15 protein-coding genes are annotated in these 15,977 nt (G+C 64.4%); 5 read left to right on the forward strand and 10 right to left on the reverse strand.

Annotated features, from left to right (window positions below; translation table 11 throughout):
• From repC to repA, 3 genes are all read right to left on the reverse strand, one after another.
• Positions 1-1,161: a plasmid replication protein RepC gene (gene repC / locus JCM7686_RS18155; protein WP_020952177.1), complete on the reverse strand. Its 1,161-nt coding sequence runs from the start codon at positions 1,159-1,161 to the stop codon at positions 1-3.
• Positions 1,162-1,336: 175 nt separating this feature from the next.
• On the reverse strand, positions 1,337-2,260 hold the full coding sequence (gene repB, locus JCM7686_RS18160) for a plasmid partitioning protein RepB (RefSeq protein ID WP_020952178.1): 924 nt from the start codon (positions 2,258-2,260) through the stop codon (positions 1,337-1,339).
• Positions 2,260-3,447 carry a plasmid partitioning protein RepA gene (gene repA, locus JCM7686_RS18165; RefSeq protein ID WP_020952179.1) on the reverse strand — a complete coding sequence of 396 codons (1,188 nt, stop codon included), beginning with the start codon at positions 3,445-3,447 and terminating at the stop codon, positions 2,260-2,262. Before repA ends, repB begins: the two co-directional genes overlap by 1 nt.
• Positions 3,448-3,847: 400 nt before the next feature.
• Between repA and JCM7686_RS18170 the strand changes: the two genes are divergently transcribed.
• Genes JCM7686_RS18170 through JCM7686_RS18185 form a run of 4 tightly spaced genes read left to right on the forward strand, consistent with a single transcriptional unit; the run spans position 3,848 to position 9,498 of the window.
• Complete coding sequence (locus JCM7686_RS18170; protein WP_020952180.1) at positions 3,848-6,139, forward strand: TonB-dependent hemoglobin/transferrin/lactoferrin family receptor; 2,292 nt, start codon at positions 3,848-3,850, stop codon at positions 6,137-6,139.
• Between the two features lie 16 nt (positions 6,140-6,155).
• Complete coding sequence (locus tag JCM7686_RS18175) at positions 6,156-7,964, forward strand: ABC transporter ATP-binding protein/permease (RefSeq protein ID WP_084621243.1); 1,809 nt, start codon at positions 6,156-6,158, stop codon at positions 7,962-7,964.
• Entirely contained in the window at positions 7,961-8,665 is a 705-nt protein-coding gene (locus JCM7686_RS18180; protein WP_020952182.1) for a ChuX/HutX family heme-like substrate-binding protein, read from the forward strand. Before JCM7686_RS18175 ends, JCM7686_RS18180 begins: the two co-directional genes overlap by 4 nt.
• A complete protein-coding gene (locus JCM7686_RS18185) occupies positions 8,662-9,498 on the forward strand; it encodes a ChaN family lipoprotein (RefSeq protein WP_020952183.1) in 837 nt (278 codons plus the stop codon). The genes JCM7686_RS18180 and JCM7686_RS18185 overlap by 4 nt, the downstream gene beginning before the upstream one ends.
• A gap of 54 nt (positions 9,499-9,552) precedes the next feature.
• Here JCM7686_RS18185 and JCM7686_RS18190 read toward each other — a convergent pair whose 3' ends face one another.
• On the reverse strand, positions 9,553-10,020 hold the full coding sequence (locus tag JCM7686_RS18190; RefSeq protein WP_020952184.1) for a GNAT family N-acetyltransferase: 468 nt from the start codon (positions 10,018-10,020) through the stop codon (positions 9,553-9,555).
• A 187-nt stretch (positions 10,021-10,207) separates the two neighbouring features.
• Between JCM7686_RS18190 and JCM7686_RS18195 the strand changes: the two genes are divergently transcribed.
• Complete coding sequence (locus JCM7686_RS18195; RefSeq protein ID WP_020952185.1) at positions 10,208-10,546, forward strand: carboxymuconolactone decarboxylase family protein; 339 nt, start codon at positions 10,208-10,210, stop codon at positions 10,544-10,546.
• Positions 10,547-10,585: 39 nt separating this feature from the next.
• On the opposite strand, the gene JCM7686_RS18200 is transcribed toward JCM7686_RS18195, so the two are convergent.
• From JCM7686_RS18200 to JCM7686_RS18225, 6 genes are all read right to left on the reverse strand, one after another.
• Positions 10,586-11,701 (reverse strand): vWA domain-containing protein, encoded by a 1,116-nt coding sequence (locus tag JCM7686_RS18200; protein ID WP_020952186.1) that lies wholly within the window; start codon positions 11,699-11,701, stop codon positions 10,586-10,588.
• Positions 11,702-11,858: 157 nt separating this feature from the next.
• Positions 11,859-12,635, reverse strand: a complete 777-nt coding sequence (locus JCM7686_RS18205) for a DUF1684 domain-containing protein (RefSeq protein ID WP_020952187.1) — start codon at positions 12,633-12,635, stop codon at positions 11,859-11,861.
• On the reverse strand, positions 12,632-13,399 hold the full coding sequence (locus JCM7686_RS18210; RefSeq protein WP_020952188.1) for an ABC transporter ATP-binding protein: 768 nt from the start codon (positions 13,397-13,399) through the stop codon (positions 12,632-12,634). The genes JCM7686_RS18205 and JCM7686_RS18210 overlap by 4 nt, the downstream gene beginning before the upstream one ends.
• Positions 13,396-14,208 (reverse strand): ATP-binding cassette domain-containing protein, encoded by an 813-nt coding sequence (locus JCM7686_RS18215; RefSeq protein ID WP_020952189.1) that lies wholly within the window; start codon positions 14,206-14,208, stop codon positions 13,396-13,398. Before JCM7686_RS18215 ends, JCM7686_RS18210 begins: the two co-directional genes overlap by 4 nt.
• Positions 14,205-15,014, reverse strand: coding sequence for an ABC transporter permease (locus JCM7686_RS18220; protein WP_020952190.1), 810 nt, complete (start codon positions 15,012-15,014; stop codon positions 14,205-14,207). The genes JCM7686_RS18215 and JCM7686_RS18220 overlap by 4 nt, the downstream gene beginning before the upstream one ends.
• Complete coding sequence (locus tag JCM7686_RS18225) at positions 15,011-15,970, reverse strand: ABC transporter permease (protein ID WP_020952191.1); 960 nt, start codon at positions 15,968-15,970, stop codon at positions 15,011-15,013. The genes JCM7686_RS18220 and JCM7686_RS18225 overlap by 4 nt, the downstream gene beginning before the upstream one ends.
• Between the last annotated feature and the right edge of the window lie 7 nt (positions 15,971-15,977).

Genomic DNA, 15,977 nt, shown 5'->3' on the forward strand with positions numbered 1-15,977 from the left:
CTAACTCACCTGCGCATTCTCGGCCCGGATCAAAGCCATCACCATCGGCCCCGGAGAGAACCCTCCGGCCTCCGCCTTATCGGTCAAAGCGCGCAAATAGCCCCCGGGTCGCGAAATCTCGGTGACACGCTGAAGAATGCAGCACAGCACAATCGCCGCAGTTTCCGCCCCCATGATCTGACAGGCGCGCGCCCAGGCATCGGGACTGACCCCCAGCATCGGTCGCACTACATCGGCCACGGCCACAAGATCTCGCCAGGATCGGATACCATCCGGGGCATAGTCTCGAATGTCAGGCGCCGCCTTAAGCACAATCCCCAGAGGCAAGGAGGTCGAAACCTCGCCGCCGCGCTCTTGCCTTTCTTGGCAAGGTTCAGATTCTAAGATTAGGGAGTTTGAATTCTGTTTGTGCCGCTCATATTCGCTGTCATTGGCGTGCAATTCTTCTGCAAATACCGGAATTTGGCTGCGAATGTCGTCGAACAGGCTATCAGCTTCCACGGCCATCCCTTCGATCATGTCCGCATCCAGCTTGCGCCGCAACTGCCGTTGCAAAGCTGCGAGCCGCAGATGGTAGCTCTCGACCGCCAAGGGTTGATGCTCGGCCAGCCAGCCCAGAAGCTTCGCCCCATCGCGCAGACGCAGCACCACCGCCTCGCGCAGACGGCGCAGCGTTTGCGCAAGCGCGCGGGCCTCGGCCGCTGCTGCTGCGATTTCGGGGCTGCGCACCAGCAGCGGGCGCAGGTCGAAGCCAAAGACCAGATCGAAGGCCCCGCCCGTGCGGCGCGTGGCATAGCGCTTGCCGTTCGGGCTATCCCGGCGCAGGATCAGGCCTGCGCGCACCAGAGCGGCCAGATGGCGGCGCAGAGTGCTTTCCGCCATGCCATGGGCGCGATCCGAAAGCGCCGCATTTGACGGAAAAACAATGAGCTTGTCGTCATCGGCGAGAATCTTGCCCGGATGAAAGCTCAACAGCGCCGAAAGCACCGCGAGATCGCGGTCGCTCACAGCGAACTGCAACCGCGCGGCCGTCAGCTCGCGCAGAAGCGCCCATTTGTCCGGGCTGGTCGAAGGCGCTTCCGCCTCGGCCAGGGCATGGGTTGCCAACAGGCCAGCCGTCACCGGCTGCCGCCCGAAAGGCGTCATGGAAATATGTCTCATCTGATGTCACGGGGCAAAAACTATCCGCCCGCCTGAACAGACGCTGTTGACAGCTGTCAACGAAAGCCGGTATCTTGCGAGTGCTAGATCGAAAGACCGGCCCTTCGGGATGTCATGTCCTGGAGGGCTTCTTTATTTGTGCCGGGTCGTGCCTCCTGCTTGATAAACCTGCGTCTCACCCATCGGACTTAGCCTTGTTTTCCAGCCAGTTACGATGAATCTCGGGAAGCTGATCGGCCAGCCAATCGCCAAAGGCGCGGCCCTCTCCGCTCAGCTCGATAACCATTCTGCGCTTGCTCGCCCGCGCAGCACCGAAGGCCCGGCCACGGCTGTCACGCAAGGCGCGCGCCCCGGTGCTCGCCGCGCGCGGGGGCGCCAAGGCCGCAAAAGCCTGCTCGAAACGCTCATCCGAGCCGCCTGCGACCGCCGCTTCAATCGCCGCCGCAAGATCCGCGCCCTCGAGCCGCCGCGCCAGCGCAAGCCAGCGATCGCGGCCCACCGAGGGCGCCGAGCCGATTGCATAGACGAGCTCGGCGGGCAGGGTTTCGACCACGGTCAACATCCGCGACAGCACGGTTTTGTCGATCGCCAAAGCGTCGCAAATCACCTTGCGCTCATAGCCGGATTTCGCCATTTGCTGGGCAAACAGCGCCTTTTCGATAAAAGACAGGTCCTTGCGCGCCGAGTTTTCCTGACCCTGCGCAATCACCAGTTCACGGTCATCAAGCTGGCGCACCATGGCCTTGACGGGCAGCTTCAGCGCCTTGAGCGCGGCGACCCGGCGGCGGCCATAGACGACCTCATAGCGGCCCTCGATATTCGGATGATGGCGCAAAAGCACCGGCACCTGCTGGCCGTATTCGCTGATCGAGGCCTGCAACGCCAAACTGCCCGCCGGATCTTCATCCAGCCGGTCGCGCAGGCCCGCATTGTCGATCAGATCGGGCGGCACATCGAGAATCGCCCGCCGCTTGAGGTCGTCAATCCCGCGAGAGACCGCTCCGACCGCGCCACGGCCATAGCGCGGCGGTGCCGGATCGTCGGGCGCGGGCTCGACCGCGGCCTGCATCAGCCCTTTGAGAAGATCCTTGCGTGCCATCACTCAGCCCCTTTCCGCCCCCAGGAGGACTGGATCAGCGCCTCGATCTCGCCATTGACGGCGTTGAGGCTTTCCATCGCGCGCTCGTAAGTCGTGCGGTTGAACGAGGCTTTTTCGACCTCGTAAAGCGTCTGTTTGGTGATGCCCGCATCCGAAATCGCGGTGGATTTCAGTACGGGATGGTTCAGCACATGATCGCCGAAGAGCGAGCGCATAAAGCTAACCATTTGATTTTGCGGTCCGTCTCCCGGCTCATAGCGGGTGACGACATAGCGCATCCAGTCGTAATTCATATCCGCTCCCGCATCCGCGACCACGCCCAGAAGATCCGAGGTCATCAGCAGGAACTGGCACATCGACATCACATCCAGCATCTGCGGATGGACCGTGACCAGGATCGACGTGGCCGCCGACAGCGCCGACATGGTCAGGAAACCAAGCTGCGGCGGGCAGTCGATCACCACGACGTCGTAATCTGCTTCAACCTCGGCGAGAGCGTCGCCAATCCGGGTAAAGAAAAACTTACCCGAGCGTTCGATGATCGCGCGCGGCGTATCATGCTCGAATTCCATCAGCTCAAGGTTGCCGGGAATCAGATCGAGATTGGTGAAATAGGTCTTCTGAATGACCTCGCGGATCGGCACCGGCTCTTCATAGCGGATCGCGTCGTAAAGCGTGCCGCCGTCTTCGAGGTCGAACTCGGGCTGAACACCGTGCAGCGCCGAGAGGCTCGCCTGCGGGTCGAGGTCGATCGCGAGCACACGGTAGCCGTCAAGCGCGAGCTTTTGCGCCAGATGCGCCGCCGTCGTGGTCTTGCCCGAACCGCCCTTGAAGTTGATGACGGTGATGACCTGAAGATGATCGCCCTCGCGCCGTCCCGGCAGGTAAGTGCCTGGAGTCTTTGCGCCTTTTTCCAGCATGACGCGCAAAGCCTGAATGTCGTCGGGGCTGTAATAGCGCCGCCCGCCCGCCCGGGTTTCCGGGCTCGGCCCCTTGCCTTCGAGGTCAAGCTTGCGCAGATAGGCATCCTTGACGCCCAGAAGATCCGCGACCTCGCCACTGGTGAATTTGCGCAGCTGCCGCCGGGCATCCGGCGGGAAAAGCTGCGCGCGATGCGCCTGCAGCCGACCGGACAAAGCCCGGGCGTGCTCGCCGACGAGCTTGTCGATGCGCGTTTTTGCCTGCATCATGCCCTCATGTGACGCGGTCAGTTGTTACGCTTTTGACCGTCTTATTCTGTTTGTTCCGTAATTAAATGCGCGAGAATTCCGATTCCCACAAGCATTATTTCCACTTACGGGGAATCCTTCAGGAAACGGCACCTGCATCTGCGCGCGAAAACCCCGGCGACAGATTCCAAAGGCAGGGGCACGGCACAGCTTTGACGGCAGATTGATCTTCAAGTCACAAATAAATTACGCATAACGCGACTTTCTTGCCACAGCTCGCCTGATCGGCGGCCAAATCCGGCGCCCGACTTGTTGACAAAAATACTAAACAAATCTTAACGGGCTGAAATTCCGGGAAACATCCGGGAGCTAGCCTCTTCGCCAGCAAGTTCCGCAAACCTGTGCGATGAGGACAGATATGAGACTCCCCCCCCGCGCCGCCCTTTGGGCGACGACGATTCTGGCTTTGCCGATGAGCGGCATGGCTCTGGCCCAAGAGGCCAGCGCGCCGGCCGCTCCGCAAGAAAGTGCGATCAAGAATTCCGAAGACGGTGTCGTGACGCTCGACAAGGTCACGATCTACGCCACCCGCCAAAGCACCAATGTCAGCGACGCGCCGGCCTCGATCACAGTTGTCGAAGGTGCGGCGCTTGAGGCGCGCGGGCAGGACAACCTGCAACAGATGACCCGCTATATTCCGGGCGTCACCGTCAGCCGTCAGACCTCGGCGACCGATCCTTTCGCGACCTTTGGCGGCGTCAATATCCGCGGCGTCGGCGGCAACCGGGTGCAGATGCTGATCGACGGCTCGCGCGTGGCCGAGCGCATCACCGATGGCACGCGCGACTATTTCGATTTCAATTTCATCAAACAGGTCGATGTCGTCAAAGGCCCGTCCTCGGTGCTTTGGGGCTCGGATGCGCTTGGCGGCGTGGTCGCCTTCACCACGATCGACCCCGAGGATGTGCTGCAAGGGCAGGACCGCGCCGGGACCGGGCGGCTGTCCTACGATTCCCTCAACGGCGAAAGCGGGGTCTCGGCGGCCTTTGCGCAGCGCTTCAGCCCGGATCTGACCGCGCTTTTGGGGATCGCGCGCACCGATGCGCATGAGGCCAAGTTCCGCAAGGCGCGCGCCGATGGCGGCGTCGCGGGCTGCGAGCGCAATATCGACTATGGCGCGCCGGGCTGTAACGAGCTCAACCCCGCCGATATTGCCGCGAACCGTCTGCTGGCGAAACTGGTCTGGACGCCGTCGAGCGAGCATCGTCTGGCCTTCACCGCGGACTTCCTGCAGCGCGACACCGATGTGCAATATAACGTGCTCAAGGGCCCGGTTTATTCCTCGATGACCGGCCTGCCGACGGGCGAAGTGAACTTCAACCACGACCGCAACCTCGAGGTTCGCCGTCAGCATTTCTCGCTGACCCATACCTGGACGCCGGGCTCGGGCTTTGTCGATGAGGTCCGCACCACCTTCGCCTATACGCCCTATAGCTATAAGCGGACCGGCACCAAATGGTCGCGCAATGCCGCGGGCCAGAACGTCATCACCCGCGACCGACTGGATTACTCGGAGGATTTCTTCGAGCTCGACGTTCAGGCGACCTCGCGTTTCTCGACCGGCAGCGCCGAGCACGAGCTGACTTGGGGCTTTGACGGCGACCTGACCCATACCGATTATGCGCGCGTCGACCGCGTCCAGAACCTCACCACCGGCACCGATGAGATCAAACGCGCGGGCGGCTTCAACTTCGCCAATTCGAAGACCCGTCGCGCCGATCTTTATGTGCAGGACAAGATTTCGCTCCTCAACGGCCAGCTTGAACTGACCCCGGGCCTGCGTTTCGCGAGCTACCGCATCGAGCCGAACCCGGACAAGGATTACATCCCCGTCATCGGCAAAGAGCCCAAAACCCGTTCGGACAGCAAGGTTCTGGGCAATTTCGGCGCGCTTTACCGCATCAACGACACCTATAAGGTCTGGGCGAATTACGGTCAGGGCTTCAAGATGCCGACCGCGCAGCAGCTTTACACCTCGGTGCCGGGCGCGAGCTTTGACATGATCCCCGCGCCCGATCTGCGCCCGGAAGAGGTCAAAAGCTTCGAGCTGGGTCTGCGCCGCGAAACCGCGCAAAGCTATTTCGGCGTGACCGCCTTCCGCGCCGATTACACCGACTTCATCCAGAGCTTCTGGAACCCGCCGGGAACCAATGTCTACACCTACCGCAACATCGGCAAGGTCAAGACCTGGGGGCTCGAGCTCGAAGGGCGCTATGATCTCGCCGACAACCTCAGCCTGACCGGCTCGGCCGCCTGGATGAAGGGGCGCCAGAAGGTCGATGAGAAATCCGAGGAAACCCCGCAGGATCTGCCGCCGCTGACCGCGACCTTGGGCCTGAGCTGGGAAGCGCGCCCCGATCTGACGCTCGACCTGATGGGCACGGTCGCCAGCCGCATCCGCGAAACCGCGACGAAGAACAACTTCAAGGCGCCGGGTTATGGCGTGGTCGATGCCTATGCCAGCTGGAAAGTCACCGACACCGCCGTGCTGAACCTTGGCGTGAAGAACCTCTTCGACAAGCGCTATTTCTACGACAGCGCCTCGGGTTACTCGGTGACGCCGTCGCGGTCTGTCGGCGCGCAAAACCCGCTCGAGCTTCAGACCGCGCCGGGCCGCTTCTTCACGGCCTCGCTCGAGATGAAGTTCTAAGCCGATGAGCACCCGCATGGCTGACGCCACCACCGGCGGGGCAGGAGAGGGGGGGCGCGTGCCAGAGCGCGCCCCTGACCGCCCGAGCCGACCTTCGAGCCAGCGCCCCACTTTGCGCCTGACGCTGAGACGCGCCGCCCGGCTGACCCGGGCGGCCTGCCTTGGTCCGGGGGCGTGGAAGGCCGGGCTCTTGTTTGCCACGATCCTGTCTTTAAGCTTCGTCGAGATCTGGATCTCGCTGCGCCAGATCGACTGGTATCGCGATTTCTACAATGCGCTGGAAAAGGTCGATGCGGCGGCGGCAGTCCATCAGATCGGCATTTTCTGCATCCTGACCGCCTCGGGGGTCGTGACCTTCCTGATTGGCGATTATCTGCAAAAGGCGTTGCAATTGCGGCTGCGCACGCGGCTGACCGTGCAGGCGATCGACCATTGGCTCGGCAACCGCGCCTATTGGCTGCTGCGTCCGGGCTTTGGCGCGACCCCGGTCGAGAACCCCGACCAGCGCGTCGCCGAAGATTGCCGCCAATTCGTTGAAAAAATTCTGGAATATTCGCTTGAACTGATTTCGAAAGTCGTGGCGCTGGTCTCTTATGTGGCGCTTCTGTGGTCGCTGTCGAGCTTTGTTCTGGCGATCACGGTCTTTGGCTTCGGCATCGAGATTCCGCGCTATATGGTCTGGCTCGCGCCAATCTATGTCGGGCTGGCCTCGCTGGTCATCCATCTTGGCGGGCGCGCGCTCAAGCGGGTCTATTTCACCCGAGAGCGCGCCGAGGCCGATTTCCGCCATGCGCTGATCCAGATCCGCGCCAGCGCCGATCTCGTCGCCCAGACCCAAGGCGAGGCCGCCGAGAAGCGCCGCCTTGATCAGCGTTTTGGCCAGATCGAGCTGAACTGGCGCAGGCTGATGCGGCGCGAATTCCTGTTCTACCTCTTCCACCGCCCCTATCAGACCACGATCCTGCGCGTGCCGACCTTCTTCGCGCTGCCCGCTTATCTCGCCGGAGCGGTGACGCTTGGCGGCATGATGCAGCTCGCCAATGCCTTTGGCAGCGTCACCCAGACGCTAAGCTGGTTCATCTTCCGCTACCGCGCGCTCGCGGAATTCGTCGCGGTTTGCGAGCGTCTGGACGGGCTCATGCAAAACGCCCGCGCGCCCGAGCCTCTGCCCGGCGCCGCGCAAAAGATCGACCGCGTGGCTTCGGCGGATGGTTGGCTGCGGCTCGAGGGGCTGCGGCTTTCGACCCCCGATGGCCGCTGGCTTGATCCGACGCCGGATTATGCCTTGCGCCCCGGCGCGCGGCTGTGGATCGCGGGCGGCTCGGGCCAGGGCAAGACGACGCTTCTGTCGGCGGTTTCGGGTCTCTGGATCTGGGGCGAGGGCCGGATCGAGGCGCCCGCGGGAAAATTCGCCTTCCTGCCCGCAGGCGCGCCGGTGCTGGCCGAAACCATCCGCGCCGCCGCCTGCCATCCCGAGGACCCCGCCACGCATGACCCCAAGCGCCTGCACCGCGTGCTCTCGCGGCTCGGGCTTGGGCATCGGCTGGACCCGTGCCTGCTTGAAACCTCGCTCAGCGGGCTCTCGATGGGCGAGCGTCAGCGGCTTGGCCTTGCCCGCGCGGTGATGCTGCGCCCCGATTGGCTGGTGCTCGACGAGGCGACCGCCGCGCTCGATCCAATGACCGAGGCCGACCTTCTGGGCTGGCTCGCCGCCGAGCTGCCCGACACCACCATCATCATGGTCGCCCATCGCCGCCCGACCGGGCTGCGGCTGGATGACACGCTTCATATCGGACAGACCGATCCTGAAAGGAAAACCGCATGACCACGCAAACCCTTGAGCGCGCAAAGATTTCCGGCGCAACCCCGGCCGAGGTGCTCGCCCGCCTGCCCGCGATTGGCCGCCTGATGGTCATCGTGCGCACCGAAGGCACCACGCATGAGCGCATCGGCGCGGTCGAGGCCGTGACCCGCGATGGTGATGCCGTCATCATCTCGGGCGACTGCCACGATTCCCGCATCGACACCGGCGCGCTCGCCTCGGTGCTGATCGACCGCACTTCCGTCATGCGCGACAAGGTCTATCCGCGCCTCGAATTCCGCGACGCTGCGGGCGAGCTCGTCGTTTCGGTCGTCGGCATGGAAGGGGTCGAGCCCTTTGACGCGGCGCTTGCCGATTTCGCCGTGGTCGCCGAAGCACCCGAGCCGAAAGAAGCGGCAAGCAGCGACCCCCGCCCCGAGCTTGACCCCGCCGATCCCGCGCTCGCGCCTTTCGAGGCTTTGCGCGACAGCGGCGCGGAAGTCGCGATCCGCAATGACCGCGCGGGCGTAGGCCAGGAATGGAAGGGCGTTGTCGCCGAGATCAAGCCGGTCATGGGCTTTGTCAATGTGATGACCAAGGACTTCCACCTCCACCTTGAAGGCGGCTCGGTCGCCAGCTGGCAAGAGGCACCGCGCGCGCGCATCGCGATTGGCCAAAGCGGCCAGCCGACCGGCCTCACCCTCATCTCGGACGCTTTCGCATGAGCGAGCCTTATACCCCCTGGTTCCTGCCCGCCGAGCAGCAGCCCGCGACCCATCCCCAGCTCATGGGTCGCCTTGCCGGCGCCGAGGTCGTGCTTTTGGGCGAGCGTCACGATCAGGCCGCCCATCACCGCTGGCAGCTTCACGTCGCGGCGGGGCTCGCCGCCCATCGCCCGATCGTCATGGGCTTCGAGATGTTCCCGGCCCGGCTCGATCAGGTGCTGCACTCCTGGGTTTTCGGCAAGCTTGACGAGGATATTTTCCTTGAGCGCTGCGAATGGGCCAATGTCTGGGGCTTCCCGGCCGAGCTTTACATGCCGATCTTCCGCTTTTGCCGCGAGATGAAGATCCCGATGGTCGGGCTGAACTGCCGCCGCGAGCTCGTGCGCGAGGTCGGCGCGGGCGGCTGGCAAAGCGTGCCCGAGGAAAACCGCGAAGGGCTGACCCCCGCGCGGCCCTCCTCCGAGGCCTATCGCCGCTTCATCTTCGAGCTGACCGGCGGCGGCGCGCCCGGCCGCAAGGTGACTTCGGCCGAGGATCCGGGCTTTGACCGTTTCGTGCGCGCGCAAGAGGTCTGGGATCGCGCCTTCGCCACCCGCATCCGCAATGCGGTGTGCCGTCCGGGTAAGCCTCTGGTCGTCGGCATCATCGGCATGGGCCATCTGCAATGGGGCGGCGGCGTGCCGTGGCAGCTTGAGGATTTCGGCATCCATGACGTGCGCGTGTTGATCCCGCAGGGCGAAAGCCAACCGATGCTGGCCGCAGGTGCCGCCGATGCGGTTTTCCGTCTGCCCGAAACTGAGACCGAAACCGAGGCCGAACTCTCCGACGCCTGACGCCTGCCTCGCGCGCGGGCGTTGTCCTGCGCGCGAGGGCTAAGCCTGCGCCCGTCACCGGGCGGGGCGCAGCTCCATCTCGACATAATCGCCCTCGGACGAGGTCGCCTCGCGCAGCACCGCGAACCCCTTCGCCACATAAAAATGCCGCGCGCGCTGGTTCTCGACCAGACATTTCAACCGATAGGGCTGGTTCGGCCAATCGGGCAGCGCCTGCAGCAGCGCCGCGCCAATGCCGCGCCCGCGCGCCGCTTTGTCGAGATAAAGCATATGGATGAAGTGATCCGCCGCCCAAAGCGAGAGAAAGCCCAGCACCCCGCGGTTTTTCGCCCCGTTTTCTGGCCCGCCCGCACCGCGCGCCACAAGGACCACCTCACCGGCGCTGTCTTGCGCAAAATCCTCCAGCGTGAAGCTGTCGGGCGCGGCCTTGGGCATGATCTCGCGCCGCGCCTCCAGATAAATCCGGGCAAGCGCATCCGCATCCTCTGGCCGGGCAGGGGTGATGAGAAATGGATCGGGCATGGGCTTTGGTCCGAAAGGCAAGGGCCCTAGCGATAGACCCAGCCTGCGCGCCGCGCAATGATCAGGGCGCGCTCTGGGCCCGTGCGCCCTCGCCACAGCCTCGCGCAGGCTTACGACTTTCCGCCGATTGCCGCCGCTTTCCCCCCGGACCTAGCCTTCGGGCAGCTTCACCAATGGAGGAAAAGCCATGGATTGGAACGAAAACCGGCGTCACCTGATGGAAGGCGTGCGCAAGCTCGCGCAGCTTTCGCCCGATACGCTGAAAGGCTATGGCACCGCCAGCGCCGCCGGCAAGAAGACCAACCATCTCGACGAAAAGACCCGTCAGCTGATCTCGCTTGCCGTCGCCGTGACGACGCGCTGCGATGGCTGTATCTCGGATCACGCCAATGAGGCGGCCAAGGCCGGGGCGACCCGCGAAGAGCTGGCCGAGGCGCTTGGCGTCGCCGTGGCGATGAATGCGGGCGCGGCTTTGGTCTATTCGACCCGCGCGCTGGAAGCTTTCGACACCGCCGACAAGGCGTAAGCGGGGCCCAACCCGGACAAGGCGCCCCGCGCGGGCGCCTTACTCCGTCGCGATCTGCTCTTTCAAGAGCTCCTTGACCGAGCTGTCGAAACTGTCGCTTGCCGCCGTTTTGCTGCTTTCCGAGGCGATGAAGGCATCGCGCTTTTGGACCAGCCCGTCCATCTCGGCCTCAAGCTTGGCGCGCTCGGCAATGACGCCGTCGAGATAGGCCTTGCGTTCGGGCGCGGGGATCTTTTGCAGCTCGGGCGCGAGATCGGCCTCGGGGATCTTGTCGAGCGCGACATCGCCGTTGACCACCGCCGAGACCATGTCATTGCCGCCGGTCACCGCCTCTTTCTTCACCGATTTCTTGGAATAAAAGCTTGAATTGTCGGCCTGAACCTCAGCCGAGGCGGTTTTGCGGTCGGCGACCTTGGCGCGAACCTCGGCCTGCTCCACCTGCGAGCCATAGGGCAGGATCGTCTGGTCGATCTTGTCCTGCACCTTGAGAATCTCGGCATCGAAGGGCGTCGGGATCTGGCGGATCTGGCCGCCGTCCTGCGGGATCGCAATGTAACGCCCGCCGCCGAGCCGCGCCATTTCCTGCCAATATTGCCGGGTCTCGCCATCGTCCCCGGCCTGAACCGTGTTCAGCGTGATGCCCTTCTTGCGGGCCTGCGCGATGACCTCGGCATAGCGGGGCGCATTGTCGTAATCCATATGCGGCGGGGCGTCGCCCACGAGGAAGATGATGCGGCGGACCTTCTCGCCCTTGGTCCAGTCGAGATTGCGCACCGCCTCGTCCAAAGCCTCATTCACCGATTCCGGCGTATCGCCGCCACCATCGGCGCTGAACCGGCGCAGCTTGGCGTAGATGTCCTGCACATCGCCGCTCATGTCATGGGTGCGCAGGACGTAATCGTCACCGCGATCGCGATAGGCGACCAGCGCCAGCCGGATATCGGCATCCGGGTTCACATCCAGCATCGTATTGGTGATCGACCAGATCTTCTGCTTGGCGCCCTCGATCAGATCGACCATCGAGCCGGTGGTATCGAGCACGAAAGCCACCTCGATCCGCTCGCCCTTCTGGGTTTGCTGGCCCTCGGCAAAAGCCGCAAGCGGCGTCAGGAAAAGGCCAAGGCCAAGGGCGGTGCGGATCAGATGACGGGACATGAAAACCTCCGAAGACAGAGGCAGAATGTCAGGAAGCCCGCCCTCTGAATAGGGGGGCGTTCCTGACAAATCTGTGACCGCAAGCCCTTGTCTTGACAGGAGAAATTCGGGTCACTTGTTCTCCCTTGGGTTGAGCTTCAGCCCAAGGGATCGCGCCTCAATGGCCCGCGGGTTTCTTCTCGCCGGCACGGACCGCGAAAGGCAGGATGTTTTCGCGCGGCGGCAGCGGGCAGACCGCGAAATCGGTGAAGGCGCAGGGCGGGCTGAAGGCCTTGTTGAAGTCCAAGACCACCTTGTCGCCTTGAACCTCACCGATCAGAAAGCGCGCCGCGCCATAGGTCTCCGGCCCCGAGGTCTTGTCGCGGATGACAAACATCGGCTTGCCGAGTTTCCAATGGGTCGGCAGCAAGGTGACCTCATGCCCGTCATGGCTAAAGCGCGCCTGATGGGTCAGCTCGACCGAAGTCGCGATCCCCGCGACCGTGTCAATGCCAAGCGATTTTGGCGCGTCGAGCTTGGACCACTCGGCCTCGATCCGCCAGGCGGGGTCGATGGCATAGCTGTCGATGCCGGGAAATTCGGTGCGGGCGGGGGCAAGCGTGTCCCTGACGCGCAAGGCATACTGCCCCTCGATCGAGGTCGCCTCAAGCAACAGATCCGCGACCTTCAGCCGCGGCGGATTGTCGGGATAGGGCGCAAAATCGCGCGGGCCGGTCCCGTCATCAAAGCTTGCCTTGCCATCCGCGGCAAGATCCAGCACGCCGAGATGCGCAGGCCCGGCCGAGATGACCACATCGTTCTCGGCGCTTGTGCCGACCGTCAGCCGACCGGGCGAGATTTCGACGCGGTCGGTCAGATCGAGCCAGCCATCCTCGGCGGTCAGCGCGGCAAGACGCTCGGCGCGCCAATCGGTGATGTCACGTTCATAGCTCATGCGGTTTGTCCTTCATGCGGTTCCGGCAGTTTCAACAGGCTGGCCAGAAGCCTTTGGGTATAGGGATGCTGGGGCGCGCGCAGGATCTCGCGCGTCGCGCCCGCCTCGACGATGCGGCCCTTTTGCAAGACGACCATCTGCGGGCACAGTGCGGCGACAATCGCGATGTCATGCGAGACGAGCACCAGCGTCAGCTGACGCGCGTGCTCTGCCAGAAGGTCAATCACCCGCACCCGGGTCGAGAGATCGAGCGCCGAGACCGGCTCGTCGGCAATCAAGACGCGCGGCTGGGCGATCAAGGCGCGGGCAATGGCGATGCGCTGGCGCTGGCCGCCGGAAAAGGCGCGGGGGTAGCGGTCCAAGCTATCCGCGGGCAGGCCAACGGCGGCGAGCACGCGGGCGACTTCGGCGGCGCTGTCACCGGGCAGGTTCAGCGCGCCATGCGGCTCTGCGATGATGCGCCCGACCTTCATGCGCGGATCAAGCGAGGTATAGGGGTCCTGGAACACCGGCTGCACGAAGCGGCGATGCGCGGCCATCCGGGCGCGCGAGCCCAGATCAAGCGGGCTGCCATCGGCCAGAAGCCTGCCCGATGTCGGCGCGGCGAGCCCGAGAAGCAGGCGCAGCAGCGTCGATTTGCCCGAGCCGCTTTCGCCCAGAATCCCGAGGCTTTGGCCCTCTTCCAGCCGCAGCGAAACGTCATGCAACACGGTCGAGCGGCGGTCATAGCCGTAAGAGACATTCTCCAGCGCAAACAGGCTCATGGCAGTTCATCTCCCGCCAAAGCGGCCTCCAACCGTCGCGCCGCACCGACCAGCGCCTTGGTATATTCATGCGCGGGCCGGGTGAAGACGCGGCGCGCCGGGCCTTCCTCGACCACATCGCCCTGCCGCATCACGATCACCCGGTCGGTGATCCGCGCCACCACCGGAAGATCGTGACTGATGAAGAGAAGCGCCAGACCCTCGGCCTTCACGAGCCCGTCAAGGAGGTCGAGCACCTCGGCTTGCGTCGTGACGTCAAGCGCGGTCGTCGGCTCATCGGCGATCAAGAGGCGCGGCCCGCAGGCGAGCGCCATGGCAATCGCAATGCGCTGACGCTGCCCGCCCGAGACCTCGTGCGGGAAGGCGGCAAGGATACGCTCAGGCTCGGCAATCGCCACGCGGTCAAGCCATTGCAACTGCTCGGCTTTCAGCGCGCTCGCGGTCAGGGCGCGGCCCTCGCGCGCCGCGCGGCGGCGGATCGGTTCGGCCAGCTGCCGCCCCAGCCGCATCAGGGGATCCAGCGCCGAGCGCGGGTCTTGGAACACGACCGAAGCCACCGCGCCACGGAGCGGCACAAGGCGGCGGTCGGGCTGGCCCACGACCTCTTGCCCGCCAAGCAGCACCGAGCCCGAGGCGCGCAGCCCCGTCGCCAAAAGCCCGACAACCGACATCGCCGTCAGCGATTTGCCAGAGCCGCTTTCGCCAACCAGCCCCAGCTGCTCACCGGGTTCAAGGGTGAAGCTGACGCCATGGACCAGCTCTTTTGCGGCGCTCGCAACCCGCAAATCGCGCAGGGTCAAAAGGCTCATGCCGCGCTCCTTTCCGGGTCAAGCAGATCGCGCAGCCCATCGGCGAGAAAGTTGATGCCAAGGACCAGCAGCACCAGTGCAATGCCGGGCGCAATCACCCCGATCGGCGCGGCAAAGACCGTCGATTGCGCCTGTTGCAGAAGCTGGCCCCAAGAGGCATTGGGCGGCGGCGCGCCAAGGCCGAGATAGGAGAGCGACGCCTCGGCAATCACCGCAAGGCCGAATTGCAGCGCAATCGCGACCAGCACGGTCGGCGCGATATTCGGGAGAATATGGCTCAGCACGATCCGCCCCCAGCCGACGCCCGAACAGCGCGCGGCGGTGATGAAATCCTGCGCCAGCACGCGCTTGGTCAGGATACGCACCAGCCGCGCAATGATCGCCGACATGGCAAGGCCAATCGCCAGGATCGCGGTGCCAAGGCTCGCGCCATCGCTCGCGGCCACGACCAGCATGGCAAGAAGCAGCGTCGGGAAAGCGATGAGAATATCGAGCGTCGCGGCCAAAGCATCATCGGCGCCGCGCCGGGCAAAGGCCGCGAGCACGCCAAGCGTCGTGCCGATCACGCCGCCCAAAGCCACCGCACCCACGCCGACGGTCAGCGCGATCCGCGCCCCGATCATCACTTGGGTGAAATAGTCGCGGCCGAGCCGGTCGGTCCCGGCCCAATGCTCCCATGACGGCGGCTTCAGCCGTCCGCCCGCCATCGCGGTCGGGTCGTAAGGCAGCCAGACCAGCGTCAGAAGCGCGACGGCGACATTGATCCCGACGAGCAAAATCCCGATCCAGAGGGTCAGCCGCTTCATGCCTCGCCCCCCTTGTCGCGCAGGCGCGGGTCGATCAGGCGCTGGACCACATCGGCGGCAAAACCGATCAGCAGAACCAGCAGGGTCGAGATCAAAAGCACGCCCTGCACGCTCGGATAATCGCGCTGCTGGATGCCCAAAAGCAGCATCGAGCCCAGACCCGGCAGCGCAAAGACCCGCTCGACCACCACCGCGCCCAAAAGCGTCGAGGCAAGCTCGATCCCAAGGATCGAGATCACCGGCACGCTTGCGTTGCGGATGCCGTGGCGGATGAGCGCCTGCGGATAGCTCGCCCCCAAGGCGCGGGCATTGCGCAGATAATCCGCGCCCAAGACATCCAGCACCGCCGCGCGGACATAGCGCAAAAGCGAGGCCGACATGACCAAAGCCACGGTGACGACCGGCAGGATCAGCGCGCGAAACGCCTCGCCAAAGGTCGCCCAGCCCTTGATCGGAAAGCCCGAGGCCGGCAGCAAGCGCCATTTCACCGCGACGATCCACACGAGCATGATCCCGATCCAGAAGACCGGCACGGCAATCCCGAATTGCGACACCGCCGAGATCAGCGCGCCATACCAGCGATGCGATTTGACCGCCGCAATGATGCCCAAAGGCACGGCAATCAGGATCGCGAGCAGGAAGGCCGCGAAGGTCAAGGGCAGCGTGACCGTCAGCCGCGCGCCAATCTCGGGCAGGACCGGGGCGTTCGAGACGAAAGACGTGCCCAGATTGAAGCGGGCGAGATCGGACAGGAAGATGCCCAGTTGGATCAGCAATGGCTGGTCGCTGCCGACCTCGGCACGCGCCGCCGCGATCTGGGCATCATCGGCCCCGACCGACAGCAGGGCCGCCGCTGGATCCCCCGGCAAGAGCCGCAAGAGCACAAAGAGAACCAGCCCTGCCGCGACAAGCGACAGGGCCAGCACGAAGGTCCGGCGCAGAAGATAGCGACCCATTCACCCT

This window comes from Paracoccus aminophilus JCM 7686 (genome assembly GCF_000444995.1).
GTDB classification, from domain to species: domain Bacteria; phylum Pseudomonadota; class Alphaproteobacteria; order Rhodobacterales; family Rhodobacteraceae; genus Paracoccus; species Paracoccus aminophilus.

What these genes read in the sequence shown, in the direction of transcription:
- JCM7686_RS18215 (WP_020952189.1), bottom strand. Translation starts at nt 14,208, where the DNA reads ATGAGCCTTTTGACCCTGCGCGATTTGCGGGTTGCGAGCGCCGCAAAA.
- JCM7686_RS18220 (WP_020952190.1), bottom strand. Translation starts at nt 15,014, where the DNA reads ATGAAGCGGCTGACCCTCTGGATCGGGATTTTGCTCGTCGGGATCAAT.
- JCM7686_RS18195 (WP_020952185.1), top strand. Translation starts at nt 10,208, where the DNA reads ATGGATTGGAACGAAAACCGGCGTCACCTGATGGAAGGCGTGCGCAAG.
- repA (WP_020952179.1), bottom strand. Translation starts at nt 3,447, where the DNA reads ATGCAGGCAAAAACGCGCATCGACAAGCTCGTCGGCGAGCACGCCCGG.
- JCM7686_RS18225 (WP_020952191.1), bottom strand. Translation starts at nt 15,970, where the DNA reads ATGGGTCGCTATCTTCTGCGCCGGACCTTCGTGCTGGCCCTGTCGCTT.
- JCM7686_RS18170 (WP_020952180.1), top strand. Translation starts at nt 3,848, where the DNA reads ATGAGACTCCCCCCCCGCGCCGCCCTTTGGGCGACGACGATTCTGGCT.
- JCM7686_RS18185 (WP_020952183.1), top strand. Translation starts at nt 8,662, where the DNA reads ATGAGCGAGCCTTATACCCCCTGGTTCCTGCCCGCCGAGCAGCAGCCC.
- repC (WP_020952177.1), bottom strand. Translation starts at nt 1,161, where the DNA reads ATGAGACATATTTCCATGACGCCTTTCGGGCGGCAGCCGGTGACGGCT.
- repB (WP_020952178.1), bottom strand. Translation starts at nt 2,260, where the DNA reads ATGGCACGCAAGGATCTTCTCAAAGGGCTGATGCAGGCCGCGGTCGAG.
- JCM7686_RS18180 (WP_020952182.1), top strand. Translation starts at nt 7,961, where the DNA reads ATGACCACGCAAACCCTTGAGCGCGCAAAGATTTCCGGCGCAACCCCG.
- JCM7686_RS18175 (WP_084621243.1), top strand. Translation starts at nt 6,156, where the DNA reads ATGGCTGACGCCACCACCGGCGGGGCAGGAGAGGGGGGGCGCGTGCCA.
- JCM7686_RS18210 (WP_020952188.1), bottom strand. Translation starts at nt 13,399, where the DNA reads ATGAGCCTGTTTGCGCTGGAGAATGTCTCTTACGGCTATGACCGCCGC.
- JCM7686_RS18200 (WP_020952186.1), bottom strand. Translation starts at nt 11,701, where the DNA reads ATGTCCCGTCATCTGATCCGCACCGCCCTTGGCCTTGGCCTTTTCCTG.
- JCM7686_RS18190 (WP_020952184.1), bottom strand. Translation starts at nt 10,020, where the DNA reads ATGCCCGATCCATTTCTCATCACCCCTGCCCGGCCAGAGGATGCGGAT.
- JCM7686_RS18205 (WP_020952187.1), bottom strand. Translation starts at nt 12,635, where the DNA reads ATGAGCTATGAACGTGACATCACCGATTGGCGCGCCGAGCGTCTTGCC.